Annotated in this window: 15 protein-coding genes; 6 read left to right on the top strand and 9 right to left on the bottom strand. The window is 33.9% G+C overall.

Annotated features, from left to right (window positions below):
* Positions 1–73: 73 nt before the first annotated feature.
* The 5 genes from rpoN to AAGV28_RS04150 all read right to left on the bottom strand — a co-directional run bounded on the left by rpoN (position 74) and on the right by AAGV28_RS04150 (position 10,052).
* Positions 74–1,534 (bottom strand): RNA polymerase factor sigma-54, encoded by a 1,461-nt coding sequence (rpoN, locus tag AAGV28_RS04170; RefSeq protein WP_373405562.1) that lies wholly within the window; start codon positions 1,532–1,534, stop codon positions 74–76.
* Positions 1,535–1,614: 80 nt separating this feature from the next.
* Positions 1,615–3,048 carry an asparagine--tRNA ligase gene (gene asnS, locus AAGV28_RS04165; RefSeq protein ID WP_373405561.1) on the bottom strand — a complete coding sequence of 478 codons (1,434 nt, stop codon included), beginning with the start codon at positions 3,046–3,048 and terminating at the stop codon, positions 1,615–1,617.
* A gap of 840 nt (positions 3,049–3,888) precedes the next feature.
* Positions 3,889–6,507, bottom strand: coding sequence for an MGH1-like glycoside hydrolase domain-containing protein (locus tag AAGV28_RS04160; RefSeq protein WP_373405560.1), 2,619 nt, complete (start codon positions 6,505–6,507; stop codon positions 3,889–3,891).
* 281 nt (positions 6,508–6,788) lie between these two features.
* A complete protein-coding gene (locus tag AAGV28_RS04155; RefSeq protein ID WP_373405559.1) occupies positions 6,789–7,628 on the bottom strand; it encodes a mechanosensitive ion channel family protein in 840 nt (279 codons plus the stop codon).
* A gap of 6 nt (positions 7,629–7,634) precedes the next feature.
* Positions 7,635–10,052, bottom strand: coding sequence for an efflux RND transporter permease subunit (locus AAGV28_RS04150; RefSeq protein WP_373405558.1), 2,418 nt, complete (start codon positions 10,050–10,052; stop codon positions 7,635–7,637).
* 187 nt (positions 10,053–10,239) lie between these two features.
* Here AAGV28_RS04150 and AAGV28_RS04145 point away from each other — a divergent pair, with 187 nt between their 5' ends.
* The 5 genes from AAGV28_RS04145 (at position 10,240) to AAGV28_RS04125 (ending at position 16,698) form a co-directional block, all read left to right on the top strand.
* Positions 10,240–12,516, top strand: coding sequence for a cation:proton antiporter domain-containing protein (locus AAGV28_RS04145; RefSeq protein WP_373405557.1), 2,277 nt, complete (start codon positions 10,240–10,242; stop codon positions 12,514–12,516).
* Between the two features lie 5 nt (positions 12,517–12,521).
* Positions 12,522–12,851: a DMT family transporter gene (locus AAGV28_RS04140; RefSeq protein WP_373405556.1), complete on the top strand. Its 330-nt coding sequence runs from the start codon at positions 12,522–12,524 to the stop codon at positions 12,849–12,851.
* Between the two features lie 21 nt (positions 12,852–12,872).
* Entirely contained in the window at positions 12,873–13,631 is a 759-nt protein-coding gene (locus tag AAGV28_RS04135; protein WP_373405555.1) for a histidine kinase, read from the top strand.
* Positions 13,597–14,316, top strand: coding sequence for a LytR/AlgR family response regulator transcription factor (locus tag AAGV28_RS04130; RefSeq protein WP_373405554.1), 720 nt, complete (start codon positions 13,597–13,599; stop codon positions 14,314–14,316). The genes AAGV28_RS04135 and AAGV28_RS04130 overlap by 35 nt, the downstream gene beginning before the upstream one ends.
* 111 nt (positions 14,317–14,427) lie before the next feature.
* Positions 14,428–16,698 (top strand): cation:proton antiporter, encoded by a 2,271-nt coding sequence (locus AAGV28_RS04125; protein WP_373405553.1) that lies wholly within the window; start codon positions 14,428–14,430, stop codon positions 16,696–16,698.
* Between the two features lie 138 nt (positions 16,699–16,836).
* Here the strand turns inward: AAGV28_RS04125 and AAGV28_RS04120 are convergent, their stop codons facing one another.
* From AAGV28_RS04120 to pyrH, 3 genes are all read right to left on the bottom strand, one after another.
* Positions 16,837–19,332: a DUF5686 family protein gene (locus AAGV28_RS04120; protein WP_373405552.1), complete on the bottom strand. Its 2,496-nt coding sequence runs from the start codon at positions 19,330–19,332 to the stop codon at positions 16,837–16,839.
* A gap of 140 nt (positions 19,333–19,472) precedes the next feature.
* Positions 19,473–20,036, bottom strand: a complete 564-nt coding sequence (gene frr, locus AAGV28_RS04115) for a ribosome recycling factor (RefSeq protein ID WP_373405551.1) — start codon at positions 20,034–20,036, stop codon at positions 19,473–19,475.
* A gap of 77 nt (positions 20,037–20,113) precedes the next feature.
* Complete coding sequence (pyrH, locus tag AAGV28_RS04110) at positions 20,114–20,821, bottom strand: UMP kinase (RefSeq protein ID WP_373405550.1); 708 nt, start codon at positions 20,819–20,821, stop codon at positions 20,114–20,116.
* Positions 20,822–21,129: 308 nt separating this feature from the next.
* On the opposite strand from pyrH, the gene AAGV28_RS04105 reads away from it, so the two are divergent.
* Positions 21,130–21,756, top strand: coding sequence for a thioredoxin family protein (locus tag AAGV28_RS04105; RefSeq protein ID WP_373405549.1), 627 nt, complete (start codon positions 21,130–21,132; stop codon positions 21,754–21,756).
* 52 nt (positions 21,757–21,808) lie between these two features.
* Here AAGV28_RS04105 and AAGV28_RS04100 read toward each other — a convergent pair whose 3' ends face one another.
* Positions 21,809–22,339 (bottom strand): hypothetical protein, encoded by a 531-nt coding sequence (locus tag AAGV28_RS04100; RefSeq protein WP_373405548.1) that lies wholly within the window; start codon positions 22,337–22,339, stop codon positions 21,809–21,811.
* Between the last annotated feature and the right edge of the window lie 6 nt (positions 22,340–22,345).

The raw sequence follows: 22,345 nt of genomic DNA, 5'->3' as shown, positions 1-22,345 counted from the left end.
ATAAAAATAATAATAAAGGCTGTTTCATGAATTTGAAACAGCCTTTATTGTTATCGAAACAAACGGAAAGTGCTTATATCTTTTTCCTCATTCTTGCTACCGGAATATCGAGTTGTTCTCGGTATTTGGCGATAGTTCTTCGAGCAATAGGATACCCTTTTTCTTTTAATAATTCGGCTAGTTGATCGTCAGGAAGTGGTTTTTTCTTATCTTCTTCTTCAATAATATTTTGAAGTATTTTTTTGATTTCTAATGTTGAAACATCTTCTCCTTGATCGTTTTTCATGGCTTCCGAGAAAAATTCCTTAATCAGTTTTGTGCCATAAGGCGTTTCTACATATTTGCTATTGGCAACACGAGAAACAGTCGAAATATCAAGACCCACAATATCAGCAATGTCTTTTAGAATCATGGGTTTCAGTTTGGTCTCGTCGCCATCAAGAAAATATTCTTCCTGATAGTGCATAATAGCATTCATAGTAACAAATAGAGTTTCTTGACGTTGCCTAATAGCATCAATAAACCATTTTGCCGAATCTAGTTTTTGTTTGATAAACTGAACTGCCTCTTTTTGAGAATTCGACTTATCCCTTGAAGCCTTGTAGGTTTGCATCATTTCTTGATAATCCTTAGAAACGTGTAACGAAGGCGCATTTCTTCCGTTGAGACTTAATTCTAATTCATTCTCAATAATTCGAATAGCAAAATCAGGGACAACATTTTCGGTTACTTTATTGTTTCCAGTAAAACCTCCTCCTGGTTTAGGGTTCAGTTTTTCTATTTCGTGAATCGCTTTTTTTAGTTGGTCATTCGAAATGTTGTATTTCTGAATCAGTTTGTCATAATGTTTTTTAGTAAAAGCATCAAACTGATTTTCGATAATATCGGCAGCTAATTCAACTGAATCCGATGGAGTTTTGTACTTTAGTTGTAACAATAAACATTCTTGCAAATCGCGAGCGCCCACACCCGAAGGTTCTAATTGATGAATGATTTGCAACATGCGTTCTACCATGTATTCATCGGTATAAATGGCTTGGGTAAATGCCATGTCATCGACAATATCAGGAATGCTTCTCCGGATATAACCCATATCATCAATACTGCCCACTAAAAATTCGGCAATTTCTCTTTCGTGATCGTCTAGGATAAACGTATTGAGTTGGTTAATTAAATCCTGATGAAAACTGATAGGTGCCGCTAGTGGCGATTCGCGGGATTCATCGTCATCACTGTAATTATTCGCCTGAGTTTTATAATCAGGAGTGTCATCGTCACTTAGATATTCATCGATGTTGATGTCGTCTGCGTCAATACTTTCAGAATCTTCGTAATCATCATAATCATCATTTTCAAATTCGTCTTTTTCGTATTCTTCTTCATCTTTTCCAGTTTCTAAGGCTGGATTTTCATTCATTTCTTCTAAAAGACGTTGTTCAAAGGCTTGCGTAGGCAATTGAATTAACTTCATCAGCTGAATTTGCTGTGGAGATAATTTCTGAGATAATTTTAAATTTAAGAATTGCTTTAGCATAGTTATTTATTTGGTTATTCGTTTATTTGGTTATTTGGAATCAAATCCACAAATAACCAAATCTACAAATCAACTTTATATTAAAATTCGGCATTCATTGGTGTTCTAGGAAATGGAATTACATCACGAATATTCGACATTCCGGTTACAAAAAGCACTAATCTTTCAAATCCTAATCCGAAACCAGAGTGCGTTGCTGAACCAAATCTTCGGGTATCTAAATACCATGATAATTCTTTTTCGTCAATTCCTAAGACTTTCATTTTTTCGACCAAAACATCAAAACGTTCTTCTCTTTGTGAACCTCCTACAATTTCTCCAATTCCCGGAAAAAGAATATCCATCGCGCGAACGGTTTTTCCATCTTCATTCAAACGCATGTAAAAAGCTTTGATATTCGCTGGATAATCAAACAAAATTACCGGACATTTAAAGTGTTTTTCTACCAAATAACGCTCGTGTTCCGATTGTAAATCGGCACCCCATTCCTTGATAATATAACTGAATTTTTTCTTTTTATTTGGAGTCGATTCTCTCAAGATGTCAATGGCTTCGGTATAAGAAACACGTTTGAAATTGTTTTCTAAAACAAAATTCAATTTCTCCAGCAAAGTCATTTCGCTTCTTTCCGTCTGTGGTTTTGATTTTTCTTCTTCTAAAAGTCTTCCTTCTAAAAACTTCAAATCGTCTCCACAATTATCCAAAGCATATTTGATTACGTACTGAATAAAATCTTCAGCCAAATCCATATTGTTATCCAAATCATTGAAAGCCACTTCGGGCTCAATCATCCAAAACTCAGCCAAATGGCGGGAAGTATTCGAATTTTCGGCTCTAAACGTAGGTCCAAAAGTATAAATCTGTCCCAAAGCCATCGCAAAAGTTTCGCCTTCCAGCTGTCCCGAAACCGTTAAATTAGTATGTTTTCCAAAAAAATCTTTCTTGTAATCAATGTTTCCTTCTTCATTTTTTGGCATATTGTCCAATGGCAACGAAGTTACCTGAAACATTTCTCCAGCACCTTCAGCATCAGCTCCAGTGATAATTGGCGTATTTACATACACAAAACCTTTTTGCTGAAAATAGCTGTGCACCGCAAACGACAATACCGAACGAATACGCATTATGGCACCAAAAGCATTTGTTCTTACACGCAAATGTGCATTTTCACGCAAGAATTCCAGCGAATGTTTTTTGGGTTGCATTGGGAATTTCTCAGGATCTGAATCGCCAAGAATTTCTAATTTTGCTACCTGAATCTCATATTTTTGTCCTGATCCTTTACTTTCAACTAAAGTTCCCGTTACCGAAACCGCAGCGCCAGTAGTGATTCTTTTTAGAATTTGGTCAGCAGTATTCTCAAAATCGACAACACATTGAATGTTGTTAATGGTGGAACCATCATTCAAAGCAATAAATTGGTTGTTTCTAAAAGTTCTCACCCAACCTTTCGCATTTACTTCCTGAAGCGTCGTGGTACTATTTAGTAGGTCTTTAACTTTGGTATGCCTCATTTTGTGTATAGAGTTAATTTTAAAATTCCTCTTGTTCTTAGTTGCAAATATAAAGTATTTGTTTGTAATTGCCATTGCGAGAAAGACTCTATTCAGGAGCTTAATCCCGCTATTTGCTATATCTTTTATCTCGTTCTTAAAAACGAGATAAAAGGATGCCGCTTCAAATGAAATTCACTGAACTCCTATGGAAATAAAAGTTAAGTGAAGTAATCGGGGCTAGGGTGCATTGGAATTATCGTTTATCATTAAAAAAATATTGGGATGAGTTATTTCACAAAGACAGCACAGAGATTCGCAAAGATTTATGTGTCGTTCCTACGGAATTTTTTAATGCATATTATATTTTCCCCGAAATAAATTTAGGGGCTACAAAATGCGTCGTTCCTACGGAGCTATAAACATACCGTTCCTACGGAACTTTACTTTTGGGATTTCGAATTTAAATAAATGATTATTATCCATTGATAAAATCAAAGAGCCGTAGGCTCGGCATATTTGTAGGGATGGATTTTAATCCATCCACAATTGACGGTAATTTGTTGGAGTGCCGTAGGTACGGAATATTTAATTTACAATGCGGAGGTTTGTAAAGTATAACAATCCCAAACTTGTCATCCCGAGGAAGGAGGGGTCTCAACAAGCTGAGTCACTTATTTTGTTTTATATACTTTGTAGAAATTCTAACGGAGATCCTTCCTTCGTCAGGATGACAATATTGGCGAGTTTCTTTGAAGAGTTTCTGATTTTAAAATGGTGTTTGCCATTTTCAAATATAAAAAAATCCCATCTCGTTCCTAAAAACAAGACAGAATTTTAATTTTTTTCTCAAATTATAATTTAACTATTGTCTTCTAATTCTAAAATTAAATTAGCAATAAGCGCCGTCCATCCAGTTTGGTGTGATGCACCAAGCCCTTTACCATTGTCTCCATCAAAAAATTCATAGAAGAAGTGTTCGTTTCTAAAATGCTCATCTTTGGCAAAATGCTTTTCATGGTCGTCGGCATGGTATTGAAATTTGCCTTCGTCGTTTCTTTCAAAGAGTTTGATTAATCGTTTGCTCAGTTCGTTTGCAATTTCTTTTAGGTTTAGCTTGTTTCCGGAACCCGTTGGGAATTCATACACATAAGTTGGACCGTAAAAAGTGTAATATTTTCGCAATGATTGAATGATCATATAATTCAATGGCATCCAGATAGGGCCTCGCCAGTTTGAATTTCCGCCAAACATAGCCGAACGACTTTCGCCAGGTTCATACTGAATTTGGTGCGAATTATTAAAAACAAAGGGATGGTCTTTGTGGAACTTAGAAAGCGAACGAATTCCAAACTCGGATAAAAATTCGTTTTCATCCAACAAGCGTTTTAATAAATGTTCTAACCTGAAACCACGCATGATGGAGAATAGAAAATTCCCATCTTCATTAGCTTTGTCTAAATTAGAAATCAACGAAGCTAAATCAGGTCGTGTTCTTATAATTTCGTTGGCCCGTCTTCTAAAATCTTTTAATTCATCAAATAAATCTTTATGCATGATTTCGACAGCAAACATTGGAATTACACCCACTAATGAGCGAACTCTCAAACGCTCCGTTTTACCATTTGACATTTCGACAACATCATAATAGAAATTGTCTTCGTCGTCCCAAAGTGAAATGTCTTTTTTACCAATGTGGTGCATCGCCCAGGCAATATTTAAAAAGTGTCTGAAAAACTTAGCAGATACTTCTTCGTAGATTTTGTTGGTTTTTGCCAATTCGAGCGACATTCGAAGCATATTTAACGAAAACATCGCCATCCAACTCGTCGCATCGGCCTGTTGCATTTTCTTAATTCCTTCCGGCATGTGATTGCGGTCGAAAACCCCAATGTTGTCCAATCCTAAAAATCCACCTTCAAATAAGTCGGTGCCACTGGTGTCTTTTTGATTCACCCACCAGGTGAAATTGATAAGCAGTTTTTGGAATGCTTTTTCCAGAAATGGAGTATCGGCTTTGCCAGTACGAACTTTGTCTTTTTCGTAAACATGCCAAACTGCCCAGGAATGAACAGGTGGATTTACATCGCTAAAATTCCATTCGTAAGCAGGAATTTGACCGTTAGGGTGCATGTAGCTTTCTTGCAAAACTAACAGCAATTGTTGTTTAGCAAAATAAGGATCTATTTCTACAAATGACGCCATGTGAAAAGCCAAATCCCAAGCCGCATACCAAGGATATTCCCATTTGTCGGGCATGGAAATAATGTGTCGGTTATTAAGGTGTTGCCAACTAAAATTACGCGGATTCGTTCTGTTTGCTGGTGTTTCTTCGGTTCCACCAAACAGCCATTTGTGGATATTGAAATAGTAAAACTGTTTCGTCCACAACAAACCTGAAAAAGCACTTTTTGCAATTGCGCGATGTGCTTCGGGGATTTTTTCGTTTATGGTTTCATTATAAAAAGCTTCACATTCCTGTTTTTTTTGGTCAAATAACATTTCAAAATCGACCCAAGGGTTTTCTAAGGCAACATTACTTAAACGGAGATTTATGCTTTTTTCTTCGCCTGCTTTTAAGTCTAATTTGTACCAAATGGCTGCTTTAGTCCCAATTTTGTTTGGATTTACCGTTGGTGCTCCGTTTACAACGTGATTGTTAATACCGTCTTTGACATATTCATATTCGTTAGCAAACTTATAAATGCGCTCGTTATTGGTTTCATTTTCACAAAATAGCTGTTCGCCCTGTTCATGATAGAAGTAGTAGTCTCCATTTCTGCTGCTTTTGGTAAGTATCGCATTATTAGCAACCGATTCCATATTAGGTCGTGGATGTCTGGTGTTGTGCTTCCAAAAATTCCGAAACCAAATATGTGGCAAAACGTGGATACTGGCATCAGTTGAAGCTCTATTAACCACGGTAATTTTCATCAAAATATCATCAATACCAGCTTTGGCATATTCGATATAACAATCAAAATAAGCATTGTCTTTAAAGGCATTGCTGTCAAGTAGTTCAAATTCGGTTTCTTCTCGACTTCGTCTATTGTTGTTGACTAAATCGCTGTAAGGAAATTCATTTTGTGGATACTTGTAAAGGTATTTATTGTAAGTATGTGTAGGTGTAGAAAGCTGATGAAAATAGAGTTCTTTAACATCCTCGCCATGGTTTCCCTGATTGTTGGTCAAACCAAATAATCGTTCTTTCAAGATAGGATCTTTACCATTCCAAAAGGCAGGAGCCAGACATAAAATCTCTCTGGAATCGCAAAAACCACCAATTCCTTCTTCTCCCCATCTGTAGGCGTTGCTGCGTGCTTTTTCGTGATCAATAAATTCCCAGGCTTCTCCGTGTTGGCTGTAATCTTCGCGAACAGTTCCCCATTGTCTTTCGGCCAAATATGGCCCCCATTTTTTCCAATTTTTGTAGTTATTAGCAACGGCTAATTTTTCTTTTTCCGAATTGGTATGTCCCATATTATTTTTTGTACTAATTAGTGGTGTTTAAATGTTTAGACCTGTTTGTAAAAACTCATTTTTGTTTTGATTTTCTAAATGGTCAATAGTAAAAATAAGATTTTTTTCCACAACAGCCCATTCAGTGAAGAAGTATTGCCTAATTCTTGGTATTGGTAAGAATCTTTTTGTTTATCGAAAAAAAATATGTTGTTTTTTTGATGAATTCAGTTTGTAAAACAAAAAAACTTCCCGTCATAAGAGAGGGAAGTTCAAACAATTGCGATAAGATTTTAAATAAATTATAATTTGAAGTTTCTAACATTAAAATCCACTTGCGGAAATGGAATGTTAAGGTTGTAATCCGTAAATTTAGTATATACTTTTTCATTCATGTCAAAAAATACGTCCCAATAATCAGGACCATCCACCCATACTCGTACCGTAAAATTAACCGAACTATCTGCCAGTGCCGAAAGTCCCATAAAAGGAGCAGGATCCTTTAAAATTCTGTCGTCTTGGGCAATAAAATCATTAAGGGCTCTTTTGAAATTCTCTACATCATCGCCATAAGCAATCCCAAATGTCCAGTCCACTCGTCGTGTAGGCTCAGCCGAATAATTAATTAAAGCACCTGTTGAAAGCGGTCCATTAGGAATAATGACTAATTTTTTATCGGGAGTATTCAACATAGTCGAAAAAATGCTAATTTCTTTTACAGTTCCCGTAAATCCTTGTGCTTCTATAAAATCACCAATTTTAAATGGCTTTAGAATTAAAATTATAATTCCTCCGGCAAAATTTTGAAGCGTTCCTGATAATGCCATACCTACGGCAAGACCAGCCGCACCCAAAATAGCCACAAACGAAGTCATTTGGATACCAATAATCCCCATTACCGTAATAACAATCAAAACTTTCAAGGTAATATTTGTCAAACTTTTTAAGAAAGGAACAAGTGATTGATCAATTTTTGATTTCTCTAATGAGCGCCCTACAGCTTTAGTAACCATTCCTGTAAACCACAAACCAATTATTAGGACTATAATTCCGCCTACAAATTTTGGTGCGAATTCAAAACCAAAATCGATTGTTTTTTCTATATACTTGTTTACCAATGTAACGTGTTGATCTATTGCCATTTTAATTTAATTTTTTTTATATTCATATTTGTCTTCTAATTCATCGTGATGATCTAAAACATCAATTTTTGGTTCAATAAATTCCTGTTCATTAGCTAATGATTTGTTTAAGGTTAAAACTAAGGCCGGCAATAACATTAAATTAGATAACATTCCAAAGGCTAATGTAACGGCTATTAATCCTCCAAGAGCGACGGTTCCTCCAAAATCAGATAGCATAAAAACAGAAAAACCAGCAAATAATACCACAGAAGTATAAAACATACTAATGCCAGATTCTTTGATGGTAGCAAAAACAGATTTTTTTATCCTCCAGTTATTGTTTGTTAATTCCTGACGGTATTGTGCCAAAAAATGAATGGTGTCATCTACCGAAAGTCCAAATGCAATACTAAATACTAAGATGGTAGAAGGTTTTAATGGAATGCCAAAATAACCCATCAACCCAGCCGTAATCATCAAGGGAAGTAAATTTGGAATTAAAGATACCACCACCATTTTGAACGAGCGGAACATGAAAACCATCAATAGTGAAATCAATAAAATAGCAAATAGAATAGAACTGACCAAATTGTCTAATAAATATTTAGTTCCTTTTTCAAAAACTAAAGCTTTTCCTGTCATCACAACTTTATAGCGGTCTTTTGGGAAAATAGTATTGATTTTGGACCAAAGTTGGTCTTCTATTTTAGCCATGTTTCCTGTGCCAATGTCTTTCATAAAGGTAGTAACACGTGCCACTTGACCCGTACTATCTACATAGCTTTTCATAATATTTTCTTTACTGTCTTTAGTTGCATTTTTAGCATAACCTAAAATAAAACTTTGTTCTTGCGAAGTAGGCAAATCGTAATAGTCAGGATTTCCATTGTAATAAGCTTGTTTGGAATATTTAACCAAATTTAGAATCGAAATAGGTTTAGATAATTCAGGGATTTCTTCAATAGTTTTATGTAATTCGTCCATTTTTTTCATGGTCGAAAGTTTCATAACTCCTTTTTTTCTTTGTGTATCAATAGTAATTTCTAGCGGCATTACTCCGTTGAACTCTTTTTCGAAAAAAAGAATGTCCTGATAGAAGCCTGTTTTTTTAGGCATATCTTCAATTAAACTCCCCGAAGTTTGAATTTTTAAAGCACCAATACTACTAATTATGAATAAAAAGAGGGCAACCATATAGACATAACGTCGGTTGTATTTTACTGTTTTTTCTATCCAAGTAATGAATGTTTTGGTATAATTTCGACTTAGATGTTCCAGATGACGGTCTTTAGGAGCGGGCTGGTAGCTGTAATAAATTGGAATTACAATTAGACATAAAAAGAATAAACAAATAATACTCAATGAAGAAACAATACCAAATTCTTTTAACAATTCGCTTTGAGTAATAATAAAAGTAGCAAAACCTGCCGCAGTAGTTAGGTTGGTCATTAAAGTAGCCGTTCCTACTTTGGTAATAACTCTTTGCAAAGCACGCGCTTTGTTTCCGTGAGCACGATATTCTTGTTGGTATTTATTGGTCAAAAATATACAATTTGGAATCCCAATTACAATCACTAATGAAGGAACAATAGCGGTAAGTACGGTAATTTCGAAATGGAATAAACCCAATAATCCAAAAGTCCACATCACACCAATAATAACAATTAGCATCGAAATTAAAGTAGCACGGAACGATCGGAAAAAGAAAAAGAAAATTAGTGAAGTAATTAGTAATGAAGCGCCGATAAACAGACTGATTTCATCGGTAATACTTTTTGCATTTAGCGTTCTAATGTATGGCATTCCCGAAACTCGCAAGTCAATTCCTGTTTCTTTTTCGAAAGCTTCAATTTTTGGGATAAATTCGTTTAGAATAAAATCTTTTCGAGCCGCAGTATTTACAATTTTCTTGTCCATGTAAATGGCAGAGCGAATAGTGCCGTCATTATTAAAAAGCAAGCCTTCATAAAAAGGCATGTTTTTGAATAAATCTTTTTTGATACTAGTAAGATAAGCCGGATCAATAACTTTGTTTTGGTCAACAAAAGGCACTAATTCGAAGCTTTCTATGGCTTCATTTTTTTGTAATTTTTTTAAATCACTAACAGAGACTATTAAATCAATTTGTTTTTGCGATTTAAATTCCGTCATCAATTTGTTCCAAGCAGTGAAAACCTTTGGTGTAAAAAGCGCATTGTCTTTAACACCTACAATAATCAAGTTTCCTTCTTCGCCAAATTTGTCTAAAAAGGCGTTGTATTCTGTGTTAACGATATTATTGTCAGGAAGTAAGTTGGCTTCGGTAAATGAAAATCGGATGTTTTTCCATTGAAAAGCTAAGAAAAGAGTTATTAGAAAAATAAGTCCTAGTATCGCTATTTTGTTTTTAAGTACAATTCGGGCAACAAATTCCCAGAATCCCACTTTTAATTTTTTTTTCATAAGGGTTTTAAAATGGCTGCAAATGTATTAAAAACCAAAGGAAAGGAGTAGTTTTTTTGTAAATTTTAAAACAATTTTAGTGTTTTTATGTGTTGTTTTTTAGCTTGAAAGTTAATTTTGCGGATGTAAATTCTATAAAAGAATTTAGCATCTTTGTGTAGCATTTCAATCCATTATTTTTTAGGCTATGTTTTTAAAAAAATATAAGAATACACTTTTTTATTTAGGAGTTACGGGAGGTTTTTCGGTATTGATTTATTGGATTATGAATAAAGGAAAATTACTCGAATTAAAGAAATCCAATATTGTAGTCAATTCCCAAAATGATTCTTTCGGTGATTTTGTAAATTCAATGTTGCATAATTTTCAAGATCCTTTGGCTATTTTATTGGCACAAATAGTGATGATTGTTTTTACGGCACGAATTTTTGGTTGGTTTTTTAAAAAAATTGGTCAGCCCACCGTCATTGGGGAAATCATTGCCGGAATTGTTCTTGGCCCCTCATTAGTAGGAATGTATTTTCCAGAATTCTCAGCCGCATTATTTCCTGTGGAATCTTTAGGGAATTTAAAGTTTTTGAGCCAAATAGGTTTGATTCTCTTTATGTTCGTTATTGGGATGGAATTAGACATAAAAGTTTTGAAAAACAAGGCTAGCGAAGCAGTTGTTATTAGTCATGCTAGTATAGTTTTTCCTTTTGCTCTGGGAATTGGTTTATCTTATTTTGTGTACAATCAGTTTGCTCCTGAGGGAGTTGAATTTCTTTCTTTTAGCCTTTTTATGGGTATTGCCATGAGTATTACGGCTTTTCCTGTTTTGGCTCGAATTGTACAAGAAAGAGGTATTCATAAAACCCGTCTGGGCGCTATTGTAATTACCTGTGCCGCCGCCGATGATATTACTGCCTGGTGTTTGCTGGCAGTGGTAATTGCTATTGTTAAAGCGGGCGATTTTGTGGGTTCACTCTATGTTATTTCGTTGGCTTTGGTGTATGTTTTGGCAATGCTTTTTATTGTAAAACCGTTCTTGAAACGAATAGGTGATCTCTATGCCGAAAAGGAAAATATAGGAAAACCTGTAATGGCTATTTTCTTTTTATTGTTGATTATTTCTTCTTATGCTACCGAAGTTATTGGAATTCATGCGCTATTTGGTGGTTTTATGATGGGAGCCATTATGCCTGATATTGCTAAATTCAGAATGATATTTATCGAAAAAGTAGAAGATGTTTCGGTTATTTTGTTGCTTCCGTTATTTTTTGTTTTTACAGGATTGCATACACAGGTAGGTTTGATTAATGATATTTATTTGTGGAAGGTGACAGGGGCAATTATTGCCGTAGCTGTCATAGGTAAATTTTTAGGAAGTGCGCTTGCGGCTCGATTTGTGGGGCAAAATTGGCATGATAGTTTAACTATTGGTGCCTTGATGAATACCCGGGGATTAATGGAATTGATTGTTCTGAACATTGGTTTAGAGTTAAAAGTGTTAACGCCAGAAGTTTTTACAATGATGGTTATCATGGCATTAGTAACTACATTTATGACCGGCCCAGCATTGAATTTGCTTGATTTTATTTTCAAAAATAAAAGCCAAACTGAGTCCGTAGAAACTGTTGAGGAGGATAAATACCGAATTCTAATCTCCTTTGGAAGTAACGAAAAAGGAAAATCGTTGTTGCGTTTAGCGAATAGTTTGACCAAGAAACAAAAAACCGCATCGGTAATTACTGCGATGCACTTGTCTCAAAGTGACGAATTGCATTCGTTTAACGTGGAAGAAATTGAGCGAGAAACTTTTGAACCTATTTTTGATGAATCCAACCACTTAGGAGTTAAGTTGCTTACTGTTTTTAAAGTAACCAATGATATCGAAACCGAAATTGCTGAGGTAGCTAATACTGGAGACTACGATTTGCTTTTAGTAGGTGTAGGAAAATCTATTTTTGAAGGAAGTTTACTGGGCAAAGTAATCGGTTTTACTACTCGAATAATCAATCCCGATCGATTGATTGATAAGTTCAAAGGAAAAGAAGGTTTGTTTGAAAACTCCCCTTTTGATGAAAGAACCAGACAAATTGTAGCCAAGACCAAAACGCCTCTAGGAATTCTAATAGACAATGATTTTGAAAAAATGAATCAGGTTTTTGTACCCATATTAAAATCAGATGATGCCGCTTTGATTGATTATGTTCAAAAAATGATTTACAACAACAATTCTAAAATCAATATTTTAGATATGAATGGTCTTTTGAAAAATAATTTTGTAATACAAAGTGCTGTGGCAGTTTTGCTGCAACAATTTCCAAACAATATCACTGTTGTTAAAGAAAAAGAATTGAATTCTGCTTTTTTCAAACAACAAGATTTAATGCTAATTAGTTTAGAAAGTTGGAAAGGTATTGTTGATGCCCGTACAAATTGGCTTGTAGATGTTTCATCTGTTTTAATTATAAAATCATAAAGAAAATGAGTTGGGTATTGTTGATAATAGGAGGTTTGTTTGAAGTTGCTTTTGCTTCTTGTTTAGGAAAAGCTAAAGAAACAACAGGAATGGAATCGGCCTATTGGATGTTGGGTTTTTTATTGAGTTTAACCATAAGTATGTTTTTATTGTACAAAGCCACTCAAGAATTACCTATTGGAACGGCTTATGCGGTTTGGACAGGAATTGGAGCTGTGGGTACCGTTATAGTTGGGATTTTTGTATTTCAAGAACCCGCTACTTTTTGGCGATTATTTTTTATAGTAACACTTATTGCATCCATAATTGGGTTGAAATTTGTGTCGAGTCATTAATAAATCGAGCCGAAATAGATTATGCAAAAAAGCGATAACGTAACTTTTGTTTTTATAATTATCATTTTACTTCTAATAGTCATTATTGGTTTTATGATCTATCAGTTAGTACTTGCCAGAAAGGAAAAAAATGATGCTAAAAAAAGTTTTTATGAACTCGAAATGAAAGTCAATGATTTGCAATTAGAGACATTAGAAGCTAAACTAAATCCACACCTTTTCAAGAATATTTTAAATTCGATACAATCCCATGCTTATCAAACCTACTTTGCTATGGATAAACTAGCGAATGTGTTGGATTATATTTTGTATGAAAGCAAGAAAAAACATGTTACTGCAAAAGAAGAAATTGATTTTGCGCTTAATTTAATCGAAATCAACAAAATCAAAATCAGTCCGCTTTTCGAATTAAAGATAAAAACCAAAATCAATTCAGATGAGAAATTGTACGAGCAACCTTTGTTAGCTCCGTTAATTTCTATCGATTTGATTGAAAACGCTTTTAAGCATGCCGATTTGCAAAGTTCGGATGCTTTTATTTCAGTTCTTTTTGAGTTTAAGGACAATGTTTTCTCAATGACGGTTTCGAATAAAATTTCGAATAAAAAAGTATTAAAAAAAGAACGAAGCGGTATTGGAAACGCTACTTTAGAACATCGCTTGCGAATTATTTATAAGAATAATTTCAAACTCGAAAAATTCATAGAAAACGATATTTATATTGCCCACTTAAAGATTAATCTGCTTGAATACAAAACTGAAATGCTTGCTTCTAGATGATGAGTTACCTGGATTAACGTACCTGAAAATGCTTTGTGAACAAATTCCTGAAGTAGAAATTGTAAAAACGTTTAATAATCCTGAAAAACTTTTGGCCGAAATTCCCAATCTCGATTTTGATCTATTAATCACAGATATCGAAATGCCAGGAATCGACGGCTTGCATTTAGCCAGTTTATTACAAGATAAAATGGTTGTTTTTTGTACAGCATACAAAGATTATGCTGCCGATGCTTTTACTATAGATGCAGTCGATTATATTACAAAACCAGTAAAATTAGAGCGTTTGCAAAAAACGATTTTAAAAGCCTTTGAACGTTATAATAGCGCAACTAATGTAAAGAGATTTATTCAATTAAATACTGATAAAGGAAAGAGTCTATTGTATTTCAATCAAATTCTATACATCAAAACTGCTTTGGTAGATAGCCGTGATAAAACGGTGCTTTTGACTGATGGGAGTTTGTTGAATTTGAAAAACATTAACTTCGATACGCTTTTAAAAGAACTACCAGAAGCCCATTTTTGTCGTGTAAACAAGAAAGAAATTGTAGCCGTTAAAGCAATTAAATTCTTCAATCATAATGAAATTGTTTTGCATTATGTAGATGGAAATGAAAAAAACAGCACATTATTATTAAGTGAAACCTATCGTGCCGACTTTTTGAGAAAGATAAAAATATAACTTATTACAAAGTTTTCCCCACTTGTTACATAGATTTAAAATTAGGTTTAAAATTACTTTTTCACTTGAAAATCACTTCTGATATTTGCCCAATAAATTAAAAAACGGGTTATGAATAATATTAAAAACTCTTTGTTTTACATTACAGTTATTGGTGGTTTTACTGCTTTAATATATTGGTTAATTTCAATGGGGCCTTCGCTTGAAGTAGGTCGGGGAATTGTTCCTAAAAGTACAGAAAGTAATCATTGGAATGATTTTTTACATTCTATGGTTGATAATTTACAACATCCGTTAGCGATTTTATTGGCTCAAATTGTAACTATTATTTTAGTAGCTCGTTTGTTTGGTTGGTTTTTTAGAAAAATTGGGCAACCCTCAGTAATTGGTGAAATGATTGCTGGAATTGTTTTAGGACCTTCATTGGTTGGAATGTATTTTCCTGAATTTTCAGCTCTCTTATTTCCTGCAGCATCTTTAGGAAACTTACAGTTTTTGAGCCAGATAGGATTGATATTCTTCATGTTTGTAATCGGAATGGAATTGGATTTAAAAGTGCTTAAAAATAAAGCCCATGATGCTGTTGTAATTAGTCATGCCAGTATTGTTATTCCATTTGCCTTAGGATTGACTTTGGCTTACTTTATCTATCCGATTTTTGCACCAATGGGAGTTGAATTTTCTTCTTTTGGATTGTTTTTGGGTATTGCCATGAGTATTACCGCATTTCCAGTTCTAGCTCGAATTGTACAAGAAAGAGAAATGCAAAAAACCAAACTGGGAACCATTGCCATTACCTGTGCAGCTGCCGATGATATTACCGCTTGGTGTATTCTGGCTGTAGTAATTGCTATTGTAAAAGCGGGTTCGTTTACTAGTGCTTTGTACGTAATTGGATTGGCAATTTTATATGTAATTGTGATGTTGAAAATAGTGCGTCCGTTTTTAAAACGTGTGGGCGATTTAAATTCAACGCGTGAAAGTTTAAATAAACCCGTAGTCGCTATCTTCTTTATTACCCTTTTGTTTTCGGCGTATGCATCTGAATTGATTGGAATTCACGCTTTGTTTGGCGCATTTTTAGCTGGAGCAATTATGCCAGAAAATAATAAGTTTAGAAATATTTTTATCGAAAAAGTAGAAGACGTTTCCATCATAGTTTTGCTGCCATTGTTTTTTGTTTTTACAGGTTTACGTACACAAATAGGTTTGTTAAACGACCCTTATTTATGGAAAGTGACTGCCATTATTATTGCAGTTGCTGTGGTGGGGAAATTCTTTGGTAGTGCTTTAGCTGCCAAATTTGTAGGGCAGAGCTGGAAAGATAGTTTAGCTATTGGAGCTTTGATGAACACGCGTGGTTTAATGGAATTAGTAGTTTTAAATATTGGATATGATTTAGGCGTTTTGTCTACAGAAATTTTTACTATGATGGTGATCATGGCATTAGTAACCACTTTTATGACAGGACCAGCCTTAGATTTTATTGATTTTATTTTTAAAAATAAAGCAACAATAGTTCCTCAGGAAATTAGTAGTAAAAGCAAATACAAGATTTTATTTTCATTTTCTACTCCCGAAAAGGGAAAGAAATTGTTGAAAATTGCCAACAGTTTAGTGAAAAAACAATCGGAAAATTCAATTGTTACAGGGGTGCATCTTTCTTTAAGTACAGAAATACACTCCTTTGATGTGAAAGATCATGAACGAAAAATGTTAGCGCCTGTTGTTAAAGAGTCGGAACGTTTGGAGCAAAATATGGTGAGTGTTTTTAAAGTAAGTAATGATATTGATACTGATATTGTTGATACTGCTAATCATGGAGAATACGATTTATTATTAATAGGTTTGGGACAGTCTATTTTTGATGGAACTTTACTAGGGAAAATTCTAGGTTTTACTACTCAAATTGTAAATCCTGATCGATTGATAGATAAGTTTACTGGAAAAGAAGGTTTATTTAAAAATTCACCTTTTGATGAAAGTACACGTCATATTATTGCCAAAAGTAAAATGCCTGTTGGGATTTTTATTGATAAAGATTTAGAAGAAATCGATCAGGTTTTTATACCGATTTTCAATAAAGACGATATCTTTTTAATGGAATATGCAAAAAAATTAATAAACAATAATGGCTCCCAAATCACGGTTTTAGACGCTATCGGCGAAGTAAAAAACAGTCGTGATATGCAGGAAACGATTCGTTCTATAGAGCAAATTGCACCAAATCATATTATGATTATGCACGATAGAACCGTTAAAAAAGAGTTTTTAGACAATCAGAATTTAATGATTATCAGTTTAGAAAGTTGGAAATACATTATTGATGCTGATACAAATTGGCTGGTAGATGTTTCTTCTGTTTTAATTATAAAACCTTAAAGATGATAGCAGATTTTTAATTAACGATTTTTGACCCGAGCGATAGCGAACTGGCGAAGCATTTCAGATGTGTAGGTTTCTACAAAAAAACGAATTGATTTTTATATACTAAAAAATCAAAAATCGTTAATCTGTATTCTAAAACCCTAAATTCAATACATAACTTAATTTCACGGCTATATTGTCTTCAATTTTAGGCAATTGATTCGGTCCGTAACGGAAAAAAGTAGTTAATCCTAAGCCGTTAAAAATTTGATTGAGTTCGATACCTGATTCAAAAAAACCTTTTTCTAATGTTTTAAAACCCAATCCTAAATGTTGCTCAGGATGTTCTAAATTTCCCCAAGCCATTCGGGTTACAATAACTAGTGAAGGTTTTATTTTTTTGAATAAAGTTACGCGGTTAAAACCATGTTTGAATTGGAATAAAGCATATTTATTCGAGAAAAACTCATTGAAAAACATAGTTTCAAAACTGTTTTTTCCACTAAAAGTGATTCTTTGCCTTATGGTTTCCTTGGTAATATTGTTGGGAGACGTATTGTATAAATGCGTTAGAGGAACATCGCCCAAAGCATAACCAGCTTGAAACAACAAAGACGTTTTCTGACCATTTAAGTATTTCTTTTCATATTCGGTTTTGAAATCAAATTTGCTAAAATCAAAATCGTTATCCCATAATCGACCTAAGGATTGGGTGTATTGAAAAGTAAATTTAGGGAATCGTTTTTCAATTTCAATTCGTCCTGTAGGCGTTTGCATAAAATCGCTAAAAGGATTCCATTGTAAGGATGCCATTGCGGTAGTCATGGTGTAAGAAGTGTACAATTTGTCGTTTTGAAGAAACGTGTAATTAAATTTTGGTTCTACTTCGGCGTGAGCCAGTTCCCAAACACTCTCTGTTTTTGGAATTTGTTTGGTTTCAAAATAACTTTTCCAACTCACATAATTGTAAAAAGTACTGATGTTAATAGGTCGGGGATCGTATATTTTGAATGGCTTTTTTTCGATTAAAAAAGAAGTACTTGCAATCTCTTTAACATCATCAGTATAAGAAACACCTAGCCAGGAATTTGCTTGCTTGTCCACTTTTACAGCAGCTCCAATGTTGTATTTGAATGCACCGTCTTTTGTACCATAAGCGGTATATCCTTCAATCCTAAAATCTTTTGAAAGTCGTTCATTAGTTACACCTCCTAATCCCAAACGGAAACCTTCGTAATTGTTATAGCTGAAAAATTTTCGCATATCCAAATCAAAAAAAGCAATTGGAAGGTAGCCGTTGATGATTTTTTTGCCAAATTGAAGGCGATTTGCAATTTTTTTTCTGATGGCAATACTGTCTAAATCGCTGTAGGTTTTTTTTGTTCGAATATCAATGCTGTCTTTTCTGAAAGTTTCCCAAAAAGATTCTTCCTTATTCAAAGCGTTTTTTTCAATTTCAACGGCATAAAACGGATTTGGAATTTTGACATTTTTGTTGTTTTGGATATCAAAATTATGACTTTCAGAACGTAAATAAATATAATCCGAAGGTTGTTTTTTTCTGGCGCTAAGATCTTGTTCCATATCGCCATCAAACTGGATGGTTCCACCAAAAATTTTAATATCATCATCGTTTTTCCCTTTGATAATTTGGAAGTCTTTATGAATAGGAAACCAGATGTTTTCGTCAGCAAAATATTCAAAATCATGGTTGGCACTAATGTCAAGCAAACCTCTAATACGCACAATCGCCTTAGCAATCGCATAATTGTTTTCGTCAATGTATAAGATTCCTTCAAGACCTTTGGCTTTACTTTTCTTTTTGTTTTTAAAGTAAATCATGTAGGAATTCCTTCCCGCTATAGCTACTGTATCAAGTAGTTTGTAATTGTATTCTTTTAATGAATTATCGGCAATTGGGCTGTTGTATTTAGTTTCAAAAAGTTCGTATTTGGGTTCATAGATAGAAAACGATTGCAAATTAAAAGCTAGAATTTCATATAACGGTTGTTTTAAACCCGCCATTTTAGTTCCTAAAATAGTCTCTTTTAATTTGTTGTCGCCAAATTGAAATTGAGATACTTTTTCGGTTTGAAACAAATGGCGTTTGTTGACCGTGTTTTTAAATTTATAGTTGGTGGAATCAATTTTATAATAGATTCCTTTTTTAGTTTTTCGAACAATAATAGAGTCAATTTTTCCAGAAATCGAATCGGGATTAGCAGAAACGATTAATTTATTATAAGTTTTAAATTCAAAGCTTTTGAGTCTTTTTTGCGGATTGTTGTTGTCTTTTAGCGCAATGGTTTTTTTGATAATAGCTAGGGCAGCATTTTCGGTATTAATGACAACTTCATTGAGATTGTCGGTTGTTTGTGTTAAGGATACATTGTAAAAAGGAGTATTTTTTTGAATGTTAATTTTGGTTTTGGTGTAGCCAATGTAAGAAACAATAAAAAAAGAAATAGGAGTACTGGAAGTTATGCTGAATTTTCCATCTACATCAGTAATGCTATAATTGCCGATGTCGGTAGTAATTGTAGCAAAGGGCAAAACTTCGTTAGAGTTAGTATTTTTTACAATTCCATTAATTTGAAATTGCGCTTGAAGCGAAAGCGTGAAAAAGAATAACAAAAAAAGCTGCTTCATGGTGAATGTTTGTATCAAAACGCTTGTAAACTCGTTTTGGTATCGCAAAAGTAAGAATAAAAAATCCGTTTGGTTTTACTGTTTCTAAAAAGTTAGAAATAGTAAAACCAAACGGATTTAAAAGTATGTTTCCTGAAAAGTTATACTTTCATGATTTCGGCTTCTTTTGCAACAAGAAGTTCATCTATTTTTTTGATATACGTATTAGTCAAAGTTTGAACTTCTTCCTCGGCACTTTTACAAATGTCTTCCGAAGTTCCGTCTTTTTCTAGTTTTTTGATATCCGTATTGGCATCTTTTCTAGCGTTTCTAATTCCTATTTTTGCATCTTCAGCCTCGGCTTTAGCTTGTTTTGCTAATTCACGACGGCGGTCTTCTGTTAAAGGTGGTACACTAATAATGATAATATCACCATTATTCATTGGGTTAAACCCAATATTAGCTACCATGATCGCTTTTTCAATAGTATGCAACAGGTTTTTTTCAAAAGGTTGCAAAGTGATGGTTCTAGCATCAGGAACGCTAATTTTTGCTACTTGGTTTAATGGTGTAGCCGAACCGTAATAATCTACAAAAACACTTCCTAACATAGCAGGAGATGCTTTTCCAGCACGAATATTTAGAAATTCTTTTTCTAAGTGAGCAATAGAACCTTCCATTGATTCTTGCGTGCTATCTAATATAAATTCAATTTCTTCAGTCATTTTTTTATTATTTAGTGTTCAGTATTCACTGTTCAGTAATCAGTGCTAACTGCAAACTGACAACTGAACACTGTAAACTATATATTTACTACAGTACCTACGTTTTCACCGTCGCAGATTCTTTCCAGATTTCCGCTTTGGTTCATGTCAAAAATTAGAATAGGTAATTTGTTTTCTTGACTTAATGTAAAAGCAGTTGTGTCCATTACATTTAATCCTTTTTTGATTACATCATCAAAAGAGATGAAATCAAATTTTACTGCCGAAGCATTTTTTTCTGGATCACAATCATATACTCCATCTACGCGAGTTCCTTTTAGGATTACGTCGGCATTGATTTCAATTCCACGTAAAACAGCGGCTGTATCAGTAGTGAAATAAGGATTTCCTGTTCCAGCTCCAAAAATCACGATTCTTCCTTTTTCCAAGTGACGATCAGCTCTTCTTTTGATATAAGGTTCAGCAATAGACTCCATTTTTAAGGCTGTTTGCAAACGCGTTTTCATGCCTTTTTCTTCCAGCGCACCTTGCAATGCCATTCCGTTAATAACCGTAGCAAGCATTCCCATGTAATCTCCTTGTACTCTGTCCATTCCGTTGCTTGCCCCTGCAACTCCTCTAAAGATGTTTCCTCCACCTATTACAATGGCAATTTCTACTCCTTTGGAATGCACTTTTTTGATTTCTTCAGCATATTCAGCTAATCTTACAGGATCTATTCCATATTGACGGTCTCCCATTAAAGCTTCACCGCTTAATTTTAGAAGAATTCTTTTGTATTTCATGTCTTTGTTGCGTTGATTGGTGCAAATATAGGGATATTCTTTTTTTCTGAAATAGGGTGACTTAAATTTTATAAATTTTGTTTTCGTAACTGTATTTGGCCGCTTGGTAACCCAAGTTGAAAATAGTATCCATTTTAATCTTATTGGTTTCAAAAGTGCTGTAGATACTCAATTCTTTAGGTTAAATCATCCAATCGCATTGACTGAATTTGGCACTATTCGAATTTTTAGAAAGAAATGTAAAATCTCCATAGCTTTTGTAATGTACCATTTATTTATTCTAACTTTACTCAAAACATTCAAACAACATGATACAGTCAATTGCCCATGCTTTATTTAACAGTCATTCTTATCCAGAATATAGAAAATTAGTTACCGATTTATTAAGAGAAGGAAAATCAACAGGAAACGAACAATCTGAAGAATTAACAAATTATAGTAATCTAAACGAAACTCGTATGAATCGTTTAGACAAGACGATGAAAATTTCTGATGAATACAGCAGTAAACTTAAGTCATTAAACAACGAGTTTATCTGGTTAGTAATTTCTGAAGGTTGGTGTGGAGATGCAGCACAATTGTTGCCTATTTTTGATAAAATGAGCCAAGCTGCTGAGGGAAAAATTGATCTTAGAATTGTGTTTAGAGATGAAAATTTAGAATTGATGGATCATTTTTTAACGAATAAAGGAAGAGCCATTCCTAAGTTGATTGTTATTAATAAGGAAACATCTGGAGCATTAGCGCATTGGGGACCAAGACCAAAAGGAGCGACTGATCTTATTTTGAATTATAAAAAAGAACATGGTGTTCTGGATGAAACCATAAAAACCGAATTGCAATTGTGGTACTTGCATGATAAGGGAAATACTATCCAAGCAGAAATTATGGATATGATGCAGGATTTAGATCGGGAGATTGTTGAAAATGAGTAACATTTGATGGTGTTTTATGTGTTACTGGGTAAGGAAACAGAAAGGAATAATTCTAAAAGCTTATTAAAGATAATCCCAAACTAACATTTCCCGAATTTCTTTGATTGTTAATGGGCAACGCATAATGGTTTAATTCAATAAAAAATAAAATATTATCGTCGTTTTGTATCCCAAGACTGATTTTTTTATAATCACCAATTAAGTTGCCACGACCTAATGCAATAGCTTTGCCCAGTCCAAGTTGTAATGTGATTCTTGTTTCATCAATTATTTTTGGACTTAATCTAAAATTAGCAAAAACAGGAGTAACAACTAATTTATTAGACCAATCCCAGTTCAATCCACTATGAATTCCAAGTGCTATCCATTTTTTATGATGTAATCCATAACCAAATTTTGTTCCCAGTCCATCAGGTATAAAAAAAGCTTGTTTTTCGTTGTTGTATTGGTTTACTTCGTCTTCGTCAGGATTTCCAGTGAAAGCTATTGTGACATCAAATTGAGTATATGTGATTTTTTTGTCTTGTGCCAAAAGACTTCCTGAAAGAAATACTAGAAATAATAAAGTTTTTATTGGAGTCATTGTATG

This window comes from Flavobacterium zubiriense (assembly GCF_041729725.1).
Classification (GTDB): domain Bacteria; phylum Bacteroidota; class Bacteroidia; order Flavobacteriales; family Flavobacteriaceae; genus Flavobacterium; species Flavobacterium zubiriense.
The sequence above is the reverse complement of the archived record's forward strand: the minus strand, read 5'-3'. Positions and strand labels throughout refer to the sequence as shown.

Bases quoted from the DNA above. Each gene is read 5' to 3' on its own strand.
- rpoN (WP_373405562.1), bottom strand. From the start codon at position 1,534: ATGCTAAAGCAATTCTTAAATTTAAAATTATCTCAGAAATTATCTCCA.
- asnS (WP_373405561.1), bottom strand. From the start codon at position 3,048: ATGAGGCATACCAAAGTTAAAGACCTACTAAATAGTACCACGACGCTT.
- AAGV28_RS04160 (WP_373405560.1), bottom strand. From the start codon at position 6,507: ATGGGACATACCAATTCGGAAAAAGAAAAATTAGCCGTTGCTAATAAC.
- AAGV28_RS04155 (WP_373405559.1), bottom strand. From the start codon at position 7,628: ATGGCAATAGATCAACACGTTACATTGGTAAACAAGTATATAGAAAAA.
- AAGV28_RS04150 (WP_373405558.1), bottom strand. From the start codon at position 10,052: ATGAAAAAAAAATTAAAAGTGGGATTCTGGGAATTTGTTGCCCGAATT.
- AAGV28_RS04145 (WP_373405557.1), top strand. From the start codon at position 10,240: ATGTTTTTAAAAAAATATAAGAATACACTTTTTTATTTAGGAGTTACG.
- AAGV28_RS04140 (WP_373405556.1), top strand. From the start codon at position 12,522: ATGAGTTGGGTATTGTTGATAATAGGAGGTTTGTTTGAAGTTGCTTTT.
- AAGV28_RS04135 (WP_373405555.1), top strand. From the start codon at position 12,873: ATGCAAAAAAGCGATAACGTAACTTTTGTTTTTATAATTATCATTTTA.
- AAGV28_RS04125 (WP_373405553.1), top strand. From the start codon at position 14,428: ATGAATAATATTAAAAACTCTTTGTTTTACATTACAGTTATTGGTGGT.
- AAGV28_RS04120 (WP_373405552.1), bottom strand. From the start codon at position 19,332: ATGAAGCAGCTTTTTTTGTTATTCTTTTTCACGCTTTCGCTTCAAGCG.
- frr (WP_373405551.1), bottom strand. From the start codon at position 20,036: ATGACTGAAGAAATTGAATTTATATTAGATAGCACGCAAGAATCAATG.
- pyrH (WP_373405550.1), bottom strand. From the start codon at position 20,821: ATGAAATACAAAAGAATTCTTCTAAAATTAAGCGGTGAAGCTTTAATG.
- AAGV28_RS04105 (WP_373405549.1), top strand. From the start codon at position 21,130: ATGATACAGTCAATTGCCCATGCTTTATTTAACAGTCATTCTTATCCA.
- AAGV28_RS04100 (WP_373405548.1), bottom strand. From the start codon at position 22,339: ATGACTCCAATAAAAACTTTATTATTTCTAGTATTTCTTTCAGGAAGT.